This is a genomic window from Pseudomonas sp. Ors-4-3C, from assembly GCF_055755035.1.
Genome location: NZ_CM146900.1, coordinates 3,060,230 through 3,078,381 on the forward strand (window position 1 = coordinate 3,060,230; position 18,152 = coordinate 3,078,381).

General features: G+C 61.4%; 16 protein-coding genes. 11 read left to right on the forward strand and 5 right to left on the reverse strand.

The genetic code is table 11. The features are described from left to right. Positions 1 to 62: 62 nt before the first annotated feature. Positions 63 to 2,387 carry an FdhF/YdeP family oxidoreductase gene (locus tag ACVHNU_RS13610; protein ID WP_473019987.1) on the reverse strand — a complete coding sequence of 775 codons (2,325 nt, stop codon included), beginning with the start codon at positions 2,385 to 2,387 and terminating at the stop codon, positions 63 to 65. A 354-nt stretch (positions 2,388 to 2,741) separates the two neighbouring features. Here ACVHNU_RS13610 and moaA point away from each other — a divergent pair, with 354 nt between their 5' ends. Then, positions 2,742 to 3,740, forward strand: a complete 999-nt coding sequence (gene moaA, locus ACVHNU_RS13615) for a GTP 3',8-cyclase MoaA (protein WP_473019988.1) — start codon at positions 2,742 to 2,744, stop codon at positions 3,738 to 3,740. 36 nt (positions 3,741 to 3,776) lie between these two features. Beyond that, on the forward strand, positions 3,777 to 4,676 hold the full coding sequence (locus ACVHNU_RS13620; protein ID WP_103486410.1) for a bestrophin family protein: 900 nt from the start codon (positions 3,777 to 3,779) through the stop codon (positions 4,674 to 4,676). Between the two features lie 256 nt (positions 4,677 to 4,932). Here ACVHNU_RS13620 and ACVHNU_RS13625 read toward each other — a convergent pair whose 3' ends face one another. Beyond that, complete coding sequence (locus ACVHNU_RS13625; RefSeq protein WP_473019989.1) at positions 4,933 to 6,138, reverse strand: molybdopterin molybdotransferase MoeA; 1,206 nt, start codon at positions 6,136 to 6,138, stop codon at positions 4,933 to 4,935. Then, complete coding sequence (gene moaB / locus ACVHNU_RS13630; RefSeq protein ID WP_027611709.1) at positions 6,135 to 6,674, reverse strand: molybdenum cofactor biosynthesis protein B; 540 nt, start codon at positions 6,672 to 6,674, stop codon at positions 6,135 to 6,137. Before moaB ends, ACVHNU_RS13625 begins: the two co-directional genes overlap by 4 nt. A gap of 285 nt (positions 6,675 to 6,959) precedes the next feature. Here moaB and ACVHNU_RS13635 point away from each other — a divergent pair, with 285 nt between their 5' ends. The 8 genes from ACVHNU_RS13635 to ACVHNU_RS13670 all read left to right on the forward strand — a co-directional run bounded on the left by ACVHNU_RS13635 (position 6,960) and on the right by ACVHNU_RS13670 (position 15,139). Beyond that, positions 6,960 to 7,859, forward strand: a complete 900-nt coding sequence (locus ACVHNU_RS13635; RefSeq protein WP_473019990.1) for a LysR family transcriptional regulator — start codon at positions 6,960 to 6,962, stop codon at positions 7,857 to 7,859. Between the two features lie 244 nt (positions 7,860 to 8,103). After that, positions 8,104 to 8,946 carry a formate dehydrogenase accessory sulfurtransferase FdhD gene (fdhD, locus tag ACVHNU_RS13640; protein WP_473019991.1) on the forward strand — a complete coding sequence of 281 codons (843 nt, stop codon included), beginning with the start codon at positions 8,104 to 8,106 and terminating at the stop codon, positions 8,944 to 8,946. Continuing rightward, on the forward strand, positions 8,943 to 9,428 hold the full coding sequence (gene moaC, locus ACVHNU_RS13645) for a cyclic pyranopterin monophosphate synthase MoaC (RefSeq protein WP_473019992.1): 486 nt from the start codon (positions 8,943 to 8,945) through the stop codon (positions 9,426 to 9,428). The genes fdhD and moaC overlap by 4 nt, the downstream gene beginning before the upstream one ends. Then, entirely contained in the window at positions 9,425 to 9,676 is a 252-nt protein-coding gene (locus ACVHNU_RS13650; protein ID WP_473019993.1) for a MoaD/ThiS family protein, read from the forward strand. The genes moaC and ACVHNU_RS13650 overlap by 4 nt, the downstream gene beginning before the upstream one ends. Before the next feature lie 2 nt (positions 9,677 to 9,678). Beyond that, positions 9,679 to 10,140, forward strand: coding sequence for a molybdopterin synthase catalytic subunit MoaE (gene moaE, locus ACVHNU_RS13655; protein WP_473019994.1), 462 nt, complete (start codon positions 9,679 to 9,681; stop codon positions 10,138 to 10,140). Between the two features lie 330 nt (positions 10,141 to 10,470). After that, positions 10,471 to 11,814: a chromate efflux transporter gene (chrA, locus tag ACVHNU_RS13660; RefSeq protein WP_473019995.1), complete on the forward strand. Its 1,344-nt coding sequence runs from the start codon at positions 10,471 to 10,473 to the stop codon at positions 11,812 to 11,814. Positions 11,815 to 12,340: 526 nt separating this feature from the next. Continuing rightward, positions 12,341 to 13,705: a glutamine synthetase family protein gene (locus tag ACVHNU_RS13665; protein ID WP_473019997.1), complete on the forward strand. Its 1,365-nt coding sequence runs from the start codon at positions 12,341 to 12,343 to the stop codon at positions 13,703 to 13,705. 150 nt (positions 13,706 to 13,855) lie between these two features. Then, positions 13,856 to 15,139 carry an NAD(P)/FAD-dependent oxidoreductase gene (locus ACVHNU_RS13670; protein WP_473019998.1) on the forward strand — a complete coding sequence of 428 codons (1,284 nt, stop codon included), beginning with the start codon at positions 13,856 to 13,858 and terminating at the stop codon, positions 15,137 to 15,139. Between the two features lie 194 nt (positions 15,140 to 15,333). On the opposite strand, the gene ACVHNU_RS13675 is transcribed toward ACVHNU_RS13670, so the two are convergent. After that, positions 15,334 to 16,119, reverse strand: coding sequence for a DeoR/GlpR family DNA-binding transcription regulator (locus ACVHNU_RS13675; RefSeq protein ID WP_473019999.1), 786 nt, complete (start codon positions 16,117 to 16,119; stop codon positions 15,334 to 15,336). A gap of 252 nt (positions 16,120 to 16,371) precedes the next feature. Next, the gene (locus ACVHNU_RS13680; RefSeq protein ID WP_473020000.1) at positions 16,372 to 17,265 is read right to left on the reverse strand and encodes a LysR family transcriptional regulator; all 894 of its coding nucleotides are present in this window, start codon (positions 17,263 to 17,265) and stop codon (positions 16,372 to 16,374) included. 84 nt (positions 17,266 to 17,349) lie between these two features. Here ACVHNU_RS13680 and ACVHNU_RS13685 point away from each other — a divergent pair, with 84 nt between their 5' ends. Next, positions 17,350 to 18,126: an NAD(P)H-dependent oxidoreductase gene (locus ACVHNU_RS13685; protein ID WP_226500147.1), complete on the forward strand. Its 777-nt coding sequence runs from the start codon at positions 17,350 to 17,352 to the stop codon at positions 18,124 to 18,126. The last annotated feature ends 26 nt before the right edge of the window (positions 18,127 to 18,152 follow it).

An 18,152-nucleotide genomic window follows, 5' to 3' on the forward strand; every position in this document is an offset into this window, starting at 1 on the left:
CCACCGCCAGGCGCGAACGCCTGCAGCCAGTCAAATTGCCAGTGTTTTTTATCGGTAGCGGGTTACGCCACCGATGACGGGATCAGGTTGCTGACCTTGGCCGCTTCGAGGCGAATCGCGACGAATTTCGAGGTCGGCGTGTAGGTCCGGTCGCCGTAGCTTTCCAGCGGCACCAGCGGATTGGTTTCCGGGTAGTACGCCGCGGCCTGACCGGGCGGAATGTCGTAGGCGATCAGGGTGAACCCGCTGACCCGACGCTCGCGCTCGTCATCCCACAGCGCCACCAGATCGACCTTCTGCCCCGGTTCGAAACCGAGGCGCTGGATGTCCTGTTCGTTGGCGAAGATCACGTCGCGCATGCCGTAAACCCCGCGATAACGATCGTCGAGGCCATACAGCGTGGTGTTGTACTGATCGTGGGAACGCATGGTCTGCAGGATCAGATCCGGTTTGACCGGCAGGTTGCGCACGCCTTCGCTGATCAAGTGCTCCGGCAGCACGCACGGGGTGAACTGGGCTTTGCCGGACTCGGTGTTCCAGACGCGGTCCGAGGCATCGTTGCCGAGATGGAAACCACCCGGGATCAACAGTTTCTCGTTGAAGTTCTCGAAGCCCGGAATCACGTCGGCGATCAGGTTGCGGATGCGCCCGTAGTCGCCCACCGCCCATTCCCAGTCGATCGGGTGTTTGCCCAATGTCGCGGCGGCGATTCCGGCAATGATCGCCGGTTCGGATTTCAAATGCGCCGACTTCGGTTTCAACTGACCGAACGACAAATGCACCATGCTGAAGGTGTCCTCCACCGTCACGCCTTGCGGGCCTTCGGCCTGGATGTCGATGTCGGTACGGCCGAGGCACGGCAGGATCAACGCGTCGCGACCGGTGACCAGATGGCTGCGGTTGAGCTTGGTCGAGATGTGCACGGTCAGGTCGAGTTTGCGCATCGCTTCGTGGGTGCGCGGGGTGTCCGGCGTGGCTTGGGCAAAGTTGCCGCCCAGACCGATAAACACCTTGGCTTCGCCACGTTCCATCGCACCGATCGCCATAACGGTGTTGTGCCCGTGCATGCGCGGCACCTTGAAGTTGAAGCGTTTTTCCAGCGCGTCCATCAGCTCCTTCGGCGCCAGTTCGTTGATGCCCATGGTGCGGTCGCCCTGCACGTTACTGTGACCACGCACCGGCGACAGACCGGCGCCCGGACGGCCAACGTTGCCGCGCAACAGTTGCAGGTTGATGACCTCCTGCAGGGTCGGCACCGAGTGTACGTGTTGGGTCAGGCCCATGGCCCAGCACATGATCACGCTTTTGGCGCGGCCATACATGCGCGCGGCCAGTTCGATGTCGTGCAACGGCACGCCGGACTGCTCGAGGATGTGCTCCCAGGTCGTGGCGTCGACTTCTGCCAGGTAGCTGTCCAGACCCGAGGTGTGTTCGGCAATAAAGGCGTGATCGAACACCGGCTCGCCGCCCGAGGCCTGGGCTTCACGCTCCCACTGCAGAAGGAATTTGACCATGCCGCGGATCATCGCCATGTCGCCACCCAGCGCCGGACGGAAGTACGCGGTGTTGGTCGCTTCCCAGCCGTTGCTGAGCATTTCGAGCGGGTTCTGCGGGTTCTGGAAACGTTCCAGGCCACGCTCTTTCAGCGGGTTGATGCAGACCACTTGCGCGCCACGTTTCACCGCTTCGCGCAGCGGTTCGAGCATGCGCGGGTGGTTGGTGCCGGGGTTCTGACCGATGACGAAAATCGCGTCGGCGTGATGCAAATCCTCGTAGACCACGGTGCCCTTACCGACGCCCAGCGTCTCGCCCATGCTCACCGCACTGGCTTCGTGGCACATGTTCGAGCAGTCCGGGAAATTGTTGGTGCCGTAGGCACGGACGAACAACTGATAGAGAAACGCCGCTTCGTTGCTGGCCCGGCCCGAGGTATAGAACTCGGCCTCGTGCGGCGATTTCAGGCCCTTGAGGTGTTCGGCGATCAGCGCGAACGCGTCTTCCCAACTGATTTCCACGTAGCGGTCGACCCGCGCGTCGTAGCGCATCGGGTGGGTCAGACGCCCCTGATATTCCAGCCAGTAGTCGCTCTGTTCGGCCAGGCTCGACACCGTGTACTTGTTGAAGAACGCCGGGTCGACCAAACGCCCGGTAGCCTCCCAGTTCACCGCTTTGGCGCCGTTCTCGCAGAACTTGAGCATGCTCGCACCGGGCGCTTCACCCCAGGCGCAGCCCGGGCAGTCGAAGCCGCCGTTCTGGTTGGTCTTGAGCATGGCGCGGATGTTTTTCAGGGCGTTTTCACTGCCCAGCCAGCTCTTGGTCAGGCTGATCACAGCGCCCCAACCGGCAGCGGCACCCTTGTAAGGTTTGTAACGGTCGACTTGTGACATGGGACATCTCCATGACGATGCACACAGGCGTGAACCTGATCTCGGTTAAATATCCGACCGTCTTTCAACAGTAAAAAGCGGTCGTTTCATTTGCCGGGGCAAGGATATGAACCGATACAAAATATTGTCTAATCGCTATTTATGACCACATTATCAAAACCCTCTATCACGTTGAAAAACCCTTTATTTACCGTGACTTGCGAAACTAAAGCGGCAACTTTCAAGAAAAAACAAATGATCATCGACGCGCTCAATCAAGCGTTCATAAACAGTGATTGGACGTCCTGTGAAGTTGCCCATAACCTGCGTCAACCTGGTCCGTTAATGCGGACTTCTCACTCCTGCGAGGCTGTCATGTCAGAGCGTGTCTTGATCGATGGTTACAACCGCCGCGTCGACTATCTGCGCATGTCGGTCACCGACCGCTGCGACTTCCGCTGCGTGTATTGCATGGCCGAGGACATGCAGTTTCTGCCACGCCAGCAAGTGCTGACGCTGGAGGAGATCTATCAACTGGCGCAGAGCTTCGTGGCGCTGGGCACGCGCAAGATTCGCCTGACCGGCGGCGAGCCGCTGATTCGTCCGGGCGTGGTCAAGCTGTGCGAGCAGATCGCCGCCCTGCCCGGCCTGCGTGAACTGTGCATGACCACCAATGGCTCGCAGCTGGGCAAACTCGCCGCGCCGCTGTTCGACGCCGGGGTCAAGCGCCTGAACATCAGCCTCGACAGCCTCGATCCCGAGCGCTTCAGACAGATGACCCGCACCGGTGATCTGACGCAGGTGATCAGCGGCATCGATGCGGCGCGCAAGGCCGGTTTCACCCGCACTAAACTCAACGTGGTGGTGATGCAGGGGCGCAACGATCAGGAGATCAACGATCTGGTGAGCTTCGCCATCGACCGCCAGCTCGACGTCTCCTTCATCGAGGAAATGCCGCTGGGGGTCATCAGCGAACACAGCCGCGCGGAGTCGTTTTTCTCCAGCGCCCAGGTGCGCGCGAAGATCGCCGAGCGCTACACCCTGATCGACTCCGCCGAGTCGACCCAGGGCCCGTCGCGCTACTGGCGGCTGGCCGAAGCGCCGGACATTCGTCTGGGTTTCATCTCGCCGCACAGCCACAATTTTTGCGGCACCTGCAACCGGGTGCGGCTGACCGTCGAAGGGCGCCTGCTACTGTGTCTGGGTAACGAGCATGCGGTGGATCTGAAAGCCGTGCTGCGCGCTCATCCGGGGCAACCGCAGCGGCTGGAGAAAGCCATTATCGAGGCAATGAAACTCAAGCCGTACCGACACAATTTCGAAGTGAACGACGACGTGCAGGTCGTGCGCTTCATGAACATGACCGGCGGTTGAAACCGCCCTCACCCTGCGTAATCGGGATCGCCCAGCATGATCATCAGACCCAAGGTCAACCAATTCGCCATCCTCTTCACCCTCAAGGGTTCGATTGCCAAACGTATCGCCCTGCGCACCTTGATGGTCACCCTGCTGGCCTCGGCCATCGTCCTGATTGAAATCCTCCACCCGAGCAACTTCACCAAGGTCAACGCCACGCCGTTCACCTTGCTCGGGCTGTCGCTGTCGATCTTCATGAATTTTCGCAACAACGCCTGCTATGACCGCTGGTATGAAGCGCGCAAGGCCTGGGGCGATGTGCTGGTGCACATCCGTTCGGTGATTCGCGAAACCCATGTCATCCGTGAGTCGGTACAACGCAAGCCGTTGCTGCTCAACCTCTGCGGTTTTGCCCACTCGCTGAATGCGCGATTGCGCCGGGAAAGCGAAGCGGCAGCCAGCCGTGCGTGGATCACCCCGCAACACGATCCGCAGGTGCCGGACTACAGCGGGCGGATTCTGCAGCAGGTCGGCCAGCAGTGTTCCGACCTGCATCAAAGCGGTGAACTGAGCGAGTGGCGCTACATGCTGCTGGCCAATCACCTGACCAGCCTGACCCAGGCGCAAGCGGTGTGCGAACGGATCAAAAACACACCGCTGCCCTTCCCCTACACCTTACTGCTGCATCGCACGATCTACCTGTTCTGCATCCTGCTGCCCTTCGCCATGGCCGAACCACTGGGCTGGCTGACCCCGCTGTTTACGGCGATCGTGAGCTACACGTTCTTTGGTCTGGATGCGATTGCCGATGAGCTGGAAGACCCGTTCGGCCGCGATGAAAACGATTTAGCGACTGACTCGCTGGTGCGCACTATCGAGCGTGACATTCTCAGCGAACTGGGCGAAACCGACCTGCCGCCGATGTTGCTGCCGGTGGACTATGTGCTGAGCTGAGCTCGTTCCCTCTGTAGGAGTGAGCCTGCTCGCGATAGCGGTCGTCCAGTCAGTGAAGATGTTGACTGTGCCGCCGTCATCGCGAGCAGGCTCACTCCTACAGGTTTGAGGTACACCCGCAGAATGGATGAACATCACACATCCAAATGTGGGAGCGAGCCTGCTCGCGAAGAGTGCCTGTCAGTCAACATTGATGTTGTATGACACGCCGCCTTCGCGAGCAGGCTCGCTCCCACAGTTCTGATTTGTGTTGGGGTCAGAACAGTTCGCTGAAGGGAATGAAGCGCAGCGGGTCGCCAATGCTGTGAGTACTGTTTTCCGGCACTTCCACCAACCCGTCAGCCCAGGTCGCGCCGAGCAAAACGCCGGAACTCTGGTTCGGATACAACACCGCACGCCCCGCTTCCAGCCGCACCCGCAGATACTCTCGACGGCTGCCAGCTTTACTCCATTCAAATCCGGCATTCACCGTGAAGCTCAACGGCATGACCTCTTCCACGTCCTGAATGCGCAGCAGATACGGCCGCGCCAGCAGGCCGAAGGTCACCAGCGCCGAGGTCGGATTGCCCGGCAGGCCAATCACCGGGACCGTACCGAAATACCCCACGGTCAGCGGTTTGCCAGGCTTGATCGCGAGTTTCCACAGCAGCGGTTTGCCGTTGTCGCGCAGCACCTGACCAAGGCAATCGGCGTCGCCGGCAGACACGCCACCCGTGGTCAGGATCAGGTCGGCCGCCACTTGCAGTTGCTCAAGTTTGAGCCGCGTCTGTGCCGGACGATCCGGCAGAATCCCGGCGTCGATCACCTCGCAGCCCAGTTCCTTCAGCCAGTGGCCGAGCAACACGCGGTTGCTGTTGTAGATGCTGCCGGGACGCAGCGGCAGGCCCGGCTCGACCAGTTCGTCACCGGTCGACAGCAGCGCCACGCGCGGGCGACGCACCACGTGCAACTGCGCCAGCCCCTGCCCGGCGGCGACCGCCAGTTCGAACGGCCCGAGGCGTTTGCCGGCACGCAGCAGGATGTCGCCGACGCGATTTTCCTGACCTTGCGCGCGAATGTTCTGCCCCGCTTTCAGCGGCTGCAGGAAGCGCACGCGACCGTCTTCGAGCACTTCGACGTTTTCCTGCATCTCGACGCAAGTGGCGCCGGGTGGCAACGGTGCGCCGGTAAAGATCCGCGCGCAGGTACCGGGCAATAGCGCGTCCGGCGCCTGGCCGGCGTAGACCTTTTGCGAGACCTTCAACGGCTGGCGATGCAGATCGGCCAGGTTCAACGCATAACCGTCCATGGCACTGTTCGGCCAGGGCGGCAGGTCGAGTGTCGCCACCAGATCACTGGCCAACACTCGGCCACGCGCCTCGTCGAGCGGCAGTATTTCGCTGTCGGCCAAACGTTGCTCATTGGCCATGCCGAGCAACTGATCGAGGGCGTCCTCGACCGGCATCAACGCTGCCTTGCTCATCCGCGCGGCCCACAGGCGGCTACTGATTTGAGGTGCGGCACGAAGTTGCATGGGCGATGGCGGTTATCCAGTTGTTCGGCGAGGATGCCTTCCCACGCTGTGCGACAGGCACCGGTCGAACCCGGCAGGCAGCACACCAGCGTGCCGTTGGACAAGCCGGCCAGCGCACGGCTTTGCACGGTGGAGGTGCCGATGTCGAGAATCGAAATCGCGCGGAACAACTCGCCAAACCCATCGATCTGCTTGTCGAGCAGACAGGCCACCGCTTCCGGCGTGCTGTCGCGCCCGGTGAAGCCAGTGCCGCCGGTGATCAGCACCACCTGAATGCTGTCGTCGGCAATCCAGTGGGCGACTTGGGCGCGGATCTTGTACAGGTCATCCTTGAGCAGGTTGCGCTCGCTCAAGGTATGACCGGCCTCCAGCAATCGGCTGACCAGCAATTGGCCGGACGTGTCGCTCGCATAATCGCGAGTATCGCTGACGGTCAGTACGGCAATGTTCAGGGGGACAAACAGGGCATCCGCTTTCGCGCTCATGGGACTCTCCGGCAGTAGTCAATCAGATTGCCGAGCAGCCTAAGTGCCACTTATGAGTACTGTCTAATCACTCTGGCCAACCACATTATCGACCTGCTCTATCGGTGCCGTTGACCTCGGCCAAAGCCTTTGAAACCATGGGCGATAGAGCTGATCGATAGTCTTTTCAATGCTTCCGATTGGACGCAAACACAGGCAAATGAGATCGTCGCACCTCGCGTTTTCCGTGCGCTGCGCGCATCTGCGTCAATACTCCATTCAATTTCTCAACGAGCAGGTGCCTTCGTGGACATCAAACAACTCAAGTTCCTGATCGCACTGGACGAAACCCGACACTTCGGCCAGGCCGCCGCCCGCTGCCACATCACCCAGCCGACCCTGTCGATGCGTCTGCGCAATCTGGAAGACGAGCTGGATCTGGTGCTGGTCAATCGCGGCCAGCGCTTTGAAGGTTTCACTCAGGCCGGCGAGCGAGTGTTGGCCTGGGCGCGCACGCTGCTGGCCGCGCATGACGGTCTGTTCGCCGAAGCGGCGGCCTGCCGCGGGCAACTGGTCGGCAGCCTGCGCCTGGGTCTGGTGCCGCTGAGCAACTTCAATCCGGTCAATTACATTCAGGGCTTGTCCGGGACCTATCCCGAGCTGAAATTCAGTCTGTCGTCGGGCAGTTCCGACGAGATCATCGCCGGCCTTGGCAACAATCAACTGGACCTGGGCGTGTGCTACCTCGACCACGTCAACCCGAACTATTTCGATTTTTTCGAGATCGGTGAAACCCGCGTCGGGCTGCTTTACGACAACCGTCACTTCCATTTCGAAGGCTTGGAAATGAGCTGGGAAGACGCCGCCGAACTGCCATTGGGGATGATCACCACCGGCATGCATTACCGTAAATCCATCGACCTGAGTTTCCGCAGTCGCGGGCTGAATCCGCAGCCGATCATGGAAAGTGATTCGACCTATCAACTGCTGCAGGCGATCCACCAAGGATTCTGCTGCTCGATCATGCCGCTGGACAGCGGGCTGGAAGAGCCGATCGAACACCTGTCGTTCATGCAACTGCCGGATGCCAGCGTGCTGGCGCCGCTGGGGCTGGTGATGCGCAAGACCGAGCCGCGTTCGGCGATTGCCGAGAAATGCTTTGCCGAGGCGCGGAAAATGTTTGGGGGGGAGGTGCCGGTTGTTTGAGTGACTATCCAGACATTGCTGTTGGACGCCTGGCCGCCTTCGCGAGCAAGCCCGCTCCCACAGGTTGAATGCATTTCAAATGTGGGAGCGGGCTTGCTCGCGAAGAGGCCCGCCCAGCCAACACACATTTCGGACATGACAGCGGTGATCGACCCACCCAATCACCAGATCAGAACAAGCGATTGGACGCACTTTTGACTCCCCCGTAGCCTGAACTCACTTCAGCGCTTCGGGACTTTTCAAGATGCAGTGCCAAGTTGCAACAACCGCCGAACCGGGGGATGGCAATGCCCCCGCACCGCAACCGTCACCGGTGGCGTTTCGCGAATACCTGCCGCACGCCCCGCTCTCTCATGCCGCCCTGGCCGCGGAGATTGCTCTGGCGATCACCTTCAATGGTCTGAGTCAGGCGGTGATGATGGTCTCGCCCGGCAACCTCGAAGACTTCATCCGTGGCTTCAGCCTGAGCAACGCGATCATCGACAGCGTCGACGAGATCTACGATATCCATCTGACGCATTTCGATCAGGCCTGCCAGGCCGACGTGCAGATTTCCAGTCGTGCCTTCTGGGCGCTGAAAGATCATCGCCGGCAGATGACCGGCACCAGCGGTTGCGGCATCTGTGGCGTCGAAGCGCTGGAGCAGGCGCTGCCGCAACTGCAGATCCTGCAACCCTGCGCACTGCCGCCGGCCGCGCATTTCGATGGCATCCGCCAGCGTATCGAACAGGCTCAGCCACTGGCCCGCAGCAGCGGCGCCCTGCACGCGGCGCTGTACTTCGATGACCGCGGTGAGGCGCTGCTGTGCCGCGAAGACATCGGCCGGCACAACGCCCTCGACAAGCTGATCGGCGCGATGCAAATCGCTGACGTCGATGCGCGTCAGGGCTTTGTGGTGGTCACCAGCCGTTGCAGCCTCGAACTGATCCACAAGGCCGTGCGCGCCCGCCTCGGCACCCTCGTCAGTCTGTCCGCCCCCACCGCATTGACCGTGCGCTGGGCGCTCAAGCATCACCTGAATCTGATCCACGTTCCGCACCGTAACGCCCCCCGAATCTACAGCCCGATCCAGGAGCTTTCGCCATGAGCAACACCCTCACCCACCTCGACGATCAGGGCCGCGCCAACATGGTCGATGTCAGCAACAAAGCCGCGACTCGCCGCGAAGCGATGGCGCAAGCCTGGGTGCAGATGCGCCCGGAAACGCTGCAGATGATCCAGGCCAACGGGCACCCCAAGGGCGACGTTTTCGCCGTGGCACGGATCGCCGGAATTCAGGCAGCCAAGCGCACCCACGAGCTGATCCCGCTGTGCCATGCGCTGCTGCTCAGCTCGATTCATGTCGAACTCAAGGCCTGCGAACCGGACCGCGTACAGATCACCAGCACCTGCCGCCTCACCGGCCAGACCGGCGTCGAACTCGAAGCGCTGACCGCCGCCAGCGTCGCCGCATTGACGATCTATGACATGTGCAAAGCGGTGGACCGGGCGATGGTCATCGGCGACATCCGCCTGCTGAGCAAACAGGGCGGACGCTCCGGGCATTTTCAATGGGAGGACGCGCAATGATCCTGATCAACTTCTTCGCCAGCTACCGTGATCGCCTCAATCTGGGCGGTGAAAAAATCCCCTTGAGCGACAACCTGACCTGCATCGAAGACGTGCGGCAATTGCTCATGGCCCGCGGCGAGGAATGGCGCGAAGTGCTCGGCGCCGGCAACCTGATGTGCGCGTTGAATCAGGAACTGTGCCAGCCGAGTGCGGCCATTGAGGACTTCGACGAGATCGCGTTTTTCCCACCGGTCACCGGGGGCTGAGCATGACGGTTCGAGTCCAGTACAAAAGCTTCGACGTCGGCCAGTTGACCGCCGACCTGCATGCGCGCAATCCACGGGTCGGCGCGGTGGTGAATTTCATTGGCTATGTGCGCGATCTGAACATTGGCCAGAGCGTGAACGAGCTGTTCCTCGAGCACTATCCGGGCATGACCGAAAAAGCCCTCGAACAGATCGCCGACGAGGCGCGCGAGCGCTGGCCGCTGCTGGGAGTGGAGATTGTGCATCGGGTCGGCGCGCTGGCGGTCAGCGAACCGATCGTGTTCGTTGGCGTCAGCAGCAAGCACCGGTACATGGCGTTCGAAGCCTGCGCGTTCATCATGGACGTGCTCAAGACCCGCGCGCCATTCTGGAAGCGCGAGACCACGGCGCAGGGTTCGCATTGGGTCGAGGCGCGGGAGAGCGACCAGAATGCGGCGCTGCGCTGGAGTCTGGCGCATGCCTGAAGATCAAGAGCCCCTCACCCTAGCCCTCTCCCCGAGGGAGAGGGGACTGATTGGGGGATATTGAAGAAATTCACCGAATTGAAAGATTGGTTCTGAATCCATAATCGACTCGATCTTTCAGGTCGATGGATAACGCCAGACACCTCGGTCGGCCCCTTCACGCGCAGGCGTATGGCTGAAGATCAAATTCATAATCGACTCGATCTCTCAGGTCGATGGATGACGCCAGACACCTCGGTCGGCCCCCTCTCCCTCTGGGAGAGGGCTGGGGTGAGGGTTGAAAGTCTGATTAGATAGCCACTCCGCCAGGATTAAACTCCGGAGTCTCGTTTGAGCACAGCACCCAACAACCTGCCCCGCCCCGCTCCCGTCACCCTGCGCCAGGCTTGGCACTTCTGGCTCAAGCTAGGCTGCATCGGTTTCGGCGGCCCGGCCGGGCAGATCGCGATCATGCATCAGGAACTGGTCGAGCGCCGGCGCTGGATCTCCGAGCGACGGTTCCTGCATGCGCTCAACTACTGCATGTTGCTGCCCGGCCCTGAAGCCCAGCAACTGGCGACCTACATTGGCTGGCTGTTGCATCGCACCTGGGGCGGAGTGATTGCCGGGGCGCTGTTCGTGCTGCCGTCGCTGTTCATCCTGATTGCGCTGTCGTGGCTGTACATCGCGTTCGGTGACGTGCCGGTGGTGGCCGGGATCTTTTACGGAATCAAACCGGCGGTGACTGCGATTGTGCTGCACGCGGCGCATCGCATCGGTTCGCGGGCGCTGAAAAACAGTTGGCTGTGGGCAATCGCCGGGGCGTCGTTCGTGGCGATCTTTGCCTTCAACCTGCCGTTCCCGCTGATCGTCCTCAGTGCGGCGTTGCTCGGCTATTTCGGCGGGCGACTGGCGCCGCAACGGTTCGACAATGGCAGCCAGCGCGGCAGTGCCCAATCCTTCGGCCCGGCGTTGATCGATGACGACACGCCAACGCCCGAACATGCCCGATTCAGCCTGCCGAAGCTGTGGCGTCTGCTGTTGGTCGGCGCGGCGCTGTGGTGTTTGCCGATGGCGCTGCTGACCGCGCTGTTCGGCTGGGACGGCACCTTCACGCAAATGGGCTGGTTCTTTACCAAAGCCGCGCTGCTGACCTTTGGCGGCGCTTACGCGGTGTTGCCCTATGTCTATCAGGGCGCAGTCGGGCACTACGGCTGGCTGACGCCAACGCAGATGATCGACGGCCTCGCCCTTGGCGAAAGTACGCCCGGGCCACTGATCATGGTGGTGGCGTTTGTCGGCTTCATCGGCGGTTACGTGCAACCGGCGTTCGGCGCGGAAAATGCGTTCGCCGCTGGCGCGCTGGCGGCGACACTGGTGACCTGGTTCACCTTCCTGCCCTCGTTCCTGTTTATCCTCGCCGGCGGACCGCTGGTGGAATCGACCCACAATGAAGTGAAATTCACTGCACCGTTGACCGCTATCACCGCGGCGGTGGTCGGGGTGATTCTGAACCTGGCGTGTTTCTTCGCTTATCACGTGTTCTGGCCCAACGGTTTTGCCGGGCACACGGATCTGTTTTCCATCGGGCTGGCGTTGCTGGCCGCACTGGCGCTGTTCATTTTCAAGCGCGGTGTGATTGCAGTGTTGATCGTTTGCGCCCTCGCCGGGCTGGGCTTTCATCTGCTGCGCTGAGCAGCGGCCAAAGAAGCAGGGGCACAATCATCGGTTTACAGGCCCGCGGATTGCCCCTTACTATCCGGGCACACCGGTCGGCGGGGCCATCTCGCCACCGACGTTTTCCGCCAACGGAAACACGCGTTATGAGTACGTCACCACAACAACCAGAAACGTTGAACGTCTCTCGCTTGCGCGCCCTCTCCCACAGGGGCGGCGTATGAATCGTATCGTCAATCTCCCCATGGCCCTGCGCCGTTCCAAGCTGCGTCACTCCGCACGCCCGCCGGATATCGCCTGCTGATTTCTGTCAGTCAGTAAAGATCCATTGTGGCGAGGGAGCTTGCTCCCGCTGGACTGCGTAGCAGTCCCCTGCCTTTGAATCAAAAAGCGAGAGCCGCTTCGCGCCTCAGCGGGAGCAAGCTCCCTCGCCACAGGTTCTACGTCACGTCTGACTGATCTCCATTTTATTCCTGCCGGGACGCCATAGCTGCGTCCGGCCCGATCCTGCGCGCCTGCCCGGCGCCATCGTGAGTGATTGACCATGAAATTCGCAGCCATCGAAGACGCACGCCTGTTCCTTGAACAGAACCCCGATATCGACATGATCGAGCTGTTCATCCTCGACGCCAACGGCGTACCACGCGGCAAGCTGTTGCACCGCGAGGAACTGCTGGCGGTCTACGAAAGCGGTCGCCCGCTGCCCAGCACCATCCTCGGTTTGACCGTACAGGGCGAGGACGTGGAAAACTCAGGTCTGGTGTGGGACGTCGGCGACATCGACTGCCGCGCCTACCCGCTCGAAGGCAGTCTGGTGCGCCTGCCATGGCGGCAGATTCCAACTGCGGCGGTGCAAGTCAGCATGCACCCGACCGAGGGAATGCCGGCGAGCATCGCCGACCCGCGTCACTTGTTGATCAAAGTGATCGACGGCCTCAAGGCCGAGGGTTATCACCCGGTGATGGCGTGCGAGCTGGAGTTCTATCTGCTCGACGCCAAACGCGATCACAACGGTCGCCCGCAACCGGCGCTGGACGCCGACGGTGGCCGACCGCGACACACCCAGGTTTACGGTTTGCGTGAACTGGAGCAGATCGAACCGTTCCTCGCCGACCTCTACAGCGCCTGCAAACTGCACGGTATTCCGGCGCGTACGGCAATCTCCGAATACGCCCCAGGCCAGGTGGAAATCACCCTCGAACATGGCGACGCCTTGCTCGCGATGGATCAGGCGGTGCGCTACAAACGCCTGGTCAAAGCGGTGGCGCACAAGCACGGCATGCGGGCGACGTTCATGGCCAAGCCGTTCGATGATCTGGCCGGCACCGGCATGCACATGCACGTCAGCCTCGCCGATGCCGAAGGGCGCAATCTGTTTGCTTCCGAGGACCCGGCCGGTACCCCGCTGCTGCGCACCGCGATTGGCGGCATGCTCGCCTCGCTGCTCGATTCGCTGCTGCTGTTCTGCCCCAATGCCAACTCCTACCGGCGCTTCCAGGCCAACAGCTATGCGCCATTGGCGCCGACCTGGGGCGTCGACAACCGCACCGTCAGCCTGCGCGTACCGGGCGGCCCGGCCAACACCCGGCACATCGAGCACCGCATCTGCGGCGCCGACGCCAACCCGTATCTGGCGGCGGCAGCGATCCTCGCCGGGATCCATCGTGGCATTCGCGAAAGTCTTGATCCGGGGGCGCCGGTCGAGGGCAACGGCTATGCGCAAGCCAAGGAATTGCTGCCGACCGACTGGCTGACTTCGCTGCAGGCGCTGGAGAATTCCGCGTGGGCACGGGATGCCCTGGGCCAGGAATTTCTCGGGGTGTACCTGGCGGTGAAACGCGCCGAGTACCGGCAGTTCATGGCCGAGGTGGGTGAACAGGATTGGCGTTGGTATCTGACCGAAGCCTGAAGCACAGCATCAATCCCCCTGTGGGAGCGGGCTTACTCGCGAAGGCGTCGTCACATTCAATATTTCAGTGACTGACCCACCGCATTCGCGAGCAAGCCCGCTCCCACAGGGGATTGCACTCCGAATTCCGAATTTTGTGTGGACACTGACATGACCCAACGCTGCAATTCCTACTACACCGCCACCCTCAACCAGGACACCGACTACCCGACCCTGCAGGGCCGGCACCAGGTGGATGTGGTGATCATCGGCGGCGGTTTCACTGGCGTTGCCACCGCCGTCGAACTCGCCGAAAAAGGCCTGAAAGTCGCCATCGTCGAGAGCAATAAAATCGGCTGGGGCGCCACCGGACGCAATGGCGGGCAAGTCACCGGCAGCCTCTCCGGCGACGGTGCGATGCGTAAACAGATGCGCCCGAAACTCGGTGATGAAGTCGACGATTTCATCTGGCACCTGCGCTGGCGCGGGCATGAAATCATCCAGCAGCGCGTGGCGAAATATGGCATTCAGTGCGACCTCAAACACGGCCATTTGCACGCTGCCTACAAGCCCAGTCACATGACTGATTTGCGCAACGATTACGAAGAAGCCGTGCGTCGCGGCCTGGGTGATCAAGTCAGCCTGCTCGACCGCAGCCAGGTGCGCGACCTGCTGCAAAGCGACCTCTACCACGGCGCGATCAAGAACACCCGCAACATGCACCTGCACCCGCTCAACCTGTGCATCGGCGAAGCGCGGGCGGCGGAGAGTCTTGGTGCATTGATCTTCGAGAACAGTGAAGTATTGGAGATCATTCACGGCACAACCCCAGGGATGCGCACCGCCCATGGCCAGATCGACGCCAATCAGGTGATGCTCGCTGGCGACGTCTATCACAAGCTCGAACCGGGTCAGCTCAAGGGCAAGATTTTCCCGGCCATGGGCGGCATCGTCACCACCGCGCCGCTGGGTGATCTGGCGCGGCAGATCAACCCCGAAGACCTGGCGGTGTACGACTGCCGTTTCGTCCTCGACTACTACCGCCTCACGGCCGACGGGCGCCTGCTGTTCGGTGGCGGCGCCAATTACAGTGGCAAGGATTCACGCGACATCGCCGCCGAGCTGCGCCCGTGCATCGAGCAGACGTTCCCGGCGCTCAAAGGGGTGCAGATCGACTACCAGTGGAGCTGCGCGATGGGCATCGTGATCAACCGCATCCCGCAACTGGGCAAGCTCTCGGACAATGTCTGGTATTGCCAGGGTTATTCCGGACACGGCATCGCGACGACGCACATCATGGGTGAAATCATGAGCCGCGCGATCACCGGGCAGATGGAACAGTTCGACACCTTTGCGCAGTGCCAGCACATTCGGGTGCCGATGGGGGATTTGCTGGGCAATCCGTTGCTGGCGGCGGGGATGTGGTATTACCAGATGCTTGAAAAGTTGCGTTGATCGCACTGGCCCTTTCGCGAGCAAGCCCGCTCCCACAGGTTGATTGCATTCCAAATGTGGGAGCGAGCCTGCTCGCGAAGAGGCCAGCAGCCTCACTACAAACCTCAGTCCGGCAACTGCTCCCACATTGAAATGCATTCCAAATGTGGGAGCGGGCTTGCTCGCGAAGAGGCCAGCAGCCTCAGCACAAAATCTCAATCAGGCAACTGCTCCACCACAATCCCCAACCGCCGATAATCCTCGATACTCCCCGACGCCACATGCCGCTCGGTAATCAGCGTATGCAGGCGCGTACACGCAGCCACCACAAACGGCTCCACCGCGCCCAATTTATCCGCGGTGGTCACCGCAATCACCCGCGCCGCGCTGTCGAGCAGCGCCTGCTTCACCGGCACTTCATCAAAATGCAGCGAGGTGACGCCCACCTCCGGATGAATCGCGCAGACGCCGGTAAACGCCAGATCGGCCTTGATCCCGGACAACAACCGCACCGCTTCATGCCCACCGGCCGACATCGTGCGCGGGTTCAATTGCCCACCGGCCAGAATCACTTTCACGCCCTTGTATTCGGACAGGGCAATCGCCGTCATCGGCGCGGCGGTCACCGCGGTGATCTGGATATCCGCCCGCAGCGAGCGCGCCACCTGCAACGTGGTCGAGCCGGAATCGAACAGCACGATCTGCCCGTCCTCGACTTTCTGCGCCGCCCATTGCGCCAACCGCACTTTCACCTCGTCAGTCTCATCCAGTCGGGTGAAGAAATCCTTACCGGAGTCCTTGGGCCTTGGCAGCGCCCCGCCGTGCACGCGCTGCACCAGGCCGGCGTTGTCCAGTTCGGCGAGGTCACGGCGGATGGTGTCTTCGGACACGGCGAAGTGCTGGCTCAACTCGGACGCCATGACCTTGCCGTCGCGTTCGAGGATCAGGAGGATTTTCTGCCGGCGCAGGGACGGGAGTTCGGTGACCGAATGATCGTGCATGGTTATGCCTGTTTATGCTTGTAGTTGCAGGTTTTGCCGAGACTAGCGAAAGCCTCGGGCAAACACAAACCGGCCGCTATCAATTGTTTCGATCATTGGAATCAACACGCCGAATTTTTTCTTTGCCGTGCGTCTGTTCAGAATGGCCCCACTCGAAAAAGGCTCAGGATGAACAGCTGATGAATCTCAATTTTGCGTTTGCGTGCATGATCGTGGTGTCTTTTGCGATTGCCCTGGGCCACGCCTGACCCACTACACCGACGCCGCCAGGTGCTCTCGCAACCATTTGTGTGCCGGATCGCGGTGCGCGCGCTCGCCCCAGAACATCGCCATTTCGTAGCCCGGCACCTGCAGCGGTGCGTCGACAACTTGCAAGGCCGGGTTGCCGCGCACCAGCCGTGACGGCAGCATCGCCACCAGATCGGTACTCGCCAGCACCGACATCACCATCAGAAAGTGCGGCACCGACAGCACCACTTTGCGCGCCAGACCGACCTCGGCGAGCGCCTTGTCGGTCACCCCGAAAAAGCCTCCGCCCTCACGCGACACCATTACGTGTTCCAGCCCGCAGAATTGTTCGCGGTTCGGTTTACGCGTCAACCCCGGATGTCCGACGCGACCGGCCAACACGTAATGCTCGGTGAACAGCACCCGCTGATGCAGATCCAGCGGCGCCTCTTCGGTGATGTGCAGCGCCAGGTCAAACACCCCCTGCTCCGCCTGCTTGACCAATTGCGCCGGCACCAGATCGAGCACCGCCAGCCGCGTGCCCGGCGCCTGAGTGCGCAAACCGCGGAGGGCCGGCAGCACCACCGTCGATTCGCCGTAATCGGTCGCCGCGACTTTCCAGATGTGGCGGGCCTGCGCCGGATCGAACGCACTGGCCGGCGCCACCGCTCGCTCCAGTGCCTCCAGCGCTTCACGCAACGGCTCACGCAACTCATCGGCCCGCGCCGTCGGCCGCATCCCGCGTGGCCCGGGCAGCAACAGCGGGTCGCCGAAGATCTCGCGCAGCTTGGCCAGGTGTACGCTCACTGACGGCTGCGACAGGCTCAGCCGCTCTGCGGCGCGGGTTACGTTGTGTTCTGCCAATAACACGTCTAGGGTCAACAGCAAGTTGATATCCAGACGTCGTAAATTATTCATGGCTATACCTGACATATCAGACATTCATTTCCAATATACCGATCAAGGATTGATCCTGCCTGCATTCAACCAAGGAGCTGCAACATGAATGTGCTACTGGTCTACGCCCACCCTGAACCCACCTCGCTCAATGGCTCGCTCAAGGACTTCACCGTCCAGCGCCTGCAAGCCGCCGGCCACACCGTGCAGGTCTCCGACCTCTACGCGATGAACTGGAAGACCACCCTCGACGCCGACGACGCCCCTGAACGCGACCGCAGCCGCCCGTTTGACGCCTCAGGCGATTCGAAACTGGCCTACGCCCAGGGCACCCAGGCCGCCGATATCGCCGCCGAGCAAGCAAAACTGCTCTGGGCCGACGCACTGATCCTGCAATTCCCACTGTGGTGGTTTTCCATGCCGGCGATTCTCAAGGGCTGGGTCGAGCGCGTGTACGCCTGCGGTTTTGCCTACGGCGTTGGCGAACACTCCGATTCGCGTTGGGGCGAGCGTTATGGCGAAGGGAAAATGAAAGGCAAGCGGGCGATGTTGATGGTCACCACCGGCGGCTGGGACTCGCACTACAGTCCGCGCGGGATCAACGGGCCGATTGATGACGTGCTGTTCCCGATCAATCACGGAATCCTCTACTACCCCGGTTTTGAGGTGGTGCCGCCGTTCGTGGCCTATCGCGTCGGTCGAATGGACGAGGCGACATTTGCCGCGACTTGCGAGGAACTCGGCACGCGGCTGGATGAATTGTGGAGCACGCGGCCGATTGCGTATCGACAGCAGAACGGCGGGGATTACGAGATTCCGGCGTTGACGCTGAAGGAAGGTATTGCACCAGGGCTTGAGGGCTTTGCCGCCCACATTCGGTAAACATAACTGAACCTTTGTGGGGAGGG

What these genes read in the sequence shown, in the direction of transcription:
- ACVHNU_RS13610 (WP_473019987.1), bottom strand. Translation starts at nt 2,387, where the DNA reads ATGTCACAAGTCGACCGTTACAAACCTTACAAGGGTGCCGCTGCCGGT.
- moaA (WP_473019988.1), top strand. Translation starts at nt 2,742, where the DNA reads ATGTCAGAGCGTGTCTTGATCGATGGTTACAACCGCCGCGTCGACTAT.
- ACVHNU_RS13620 (WP_103486410.1), top strand. Translation starts at nt 3,777, where the DNA reads ATGATCATCAGACCCAAGGTCAACCAATTCGCCATCCTCTTCACCCTC.
- ACVHNU_RS13625 (WP_473019989.1), bottom strand. Translation starts at nt 6,138, where the DNA reads ATGAGCAAGGCAGCGTTGATGCCGGTCGAGGACGCCCTCGATCAGTTG.
- moaB (WP_027611709.1), bottom strand. Translation starts at nt 6,674, where the DNA reads ATGAGCGCGAAAGCGGATGCCCTGTTTGTCCCCCTGAACATTGCCGTA.
- fdhD (WP_473019991.1), top strand. Translation starts at nt 8,104, where the DNA reads ATGCAGTGCCAAGTTGCAACAACCGCCGAACCGGGGGATGGCAATGCC.
- moaC (WP_473019992.1), top strand. Translation starts at nt 8,943, where the DNA reads ATGAGCAACACCCTCACCCACCTCGACGATCAGGGCCGCGCCAACATG.
- ACVHNU_RS13650 (WP_473019993.1), top strand. Translation starts at nt 9,425, where the DNA reads ATGATCCTGATCAACTTCTTCGCCAGCTACCGTGATCGCCTCAATCTG.
- moaE (WP_473019994.1), top strand. Translation starts at nt 9,679, where the DNA reads ATGACGGTTCGAGTCCAGTACAAAAGCTTCGACGTCGGCCAGTTGACC.
- ACVHNU_RS13665 (WP_473019997.1), top strand. Translation starts at nt 12,341, where the DNA reads ATGAAATTCGCAGCCATCGAAGACGCACGCCTGTTCCTTGAACAGAAC.
- ACVHNU_RS13670 (WP_473019998.1), top strand. Translation starts at nt 13,856, where the DNA reads ATGACCCAACGCTGCAATTCCTACTACACCGCCACCCTCAACCAGGAC.
- ACVHNU_RS13675 (WP_473019999.1), bottom strand. Translation starts at nt 16,119, where the DNA reads ATGCACGATCATTCGGTCACCGAACTCCCGTCCCTGCGCCGGCAGAAA.
- ACVHNU_RS13680 (WP_473020000.1), bottom strand. Translation starts at nt 17,265, where the DNA reads ATGAATAATTTACGACGTCTGGATATCAACTTGCTGTTGACCCTAGAC.
- ACVHNU_RS13685 (WP_226500147.1), top strand. Translation starts at nt 17,350, where the DNA reads ATGAATGTGCTACTGGTCTACGCCCACCCTGAACCCACCTCGCTCAAT.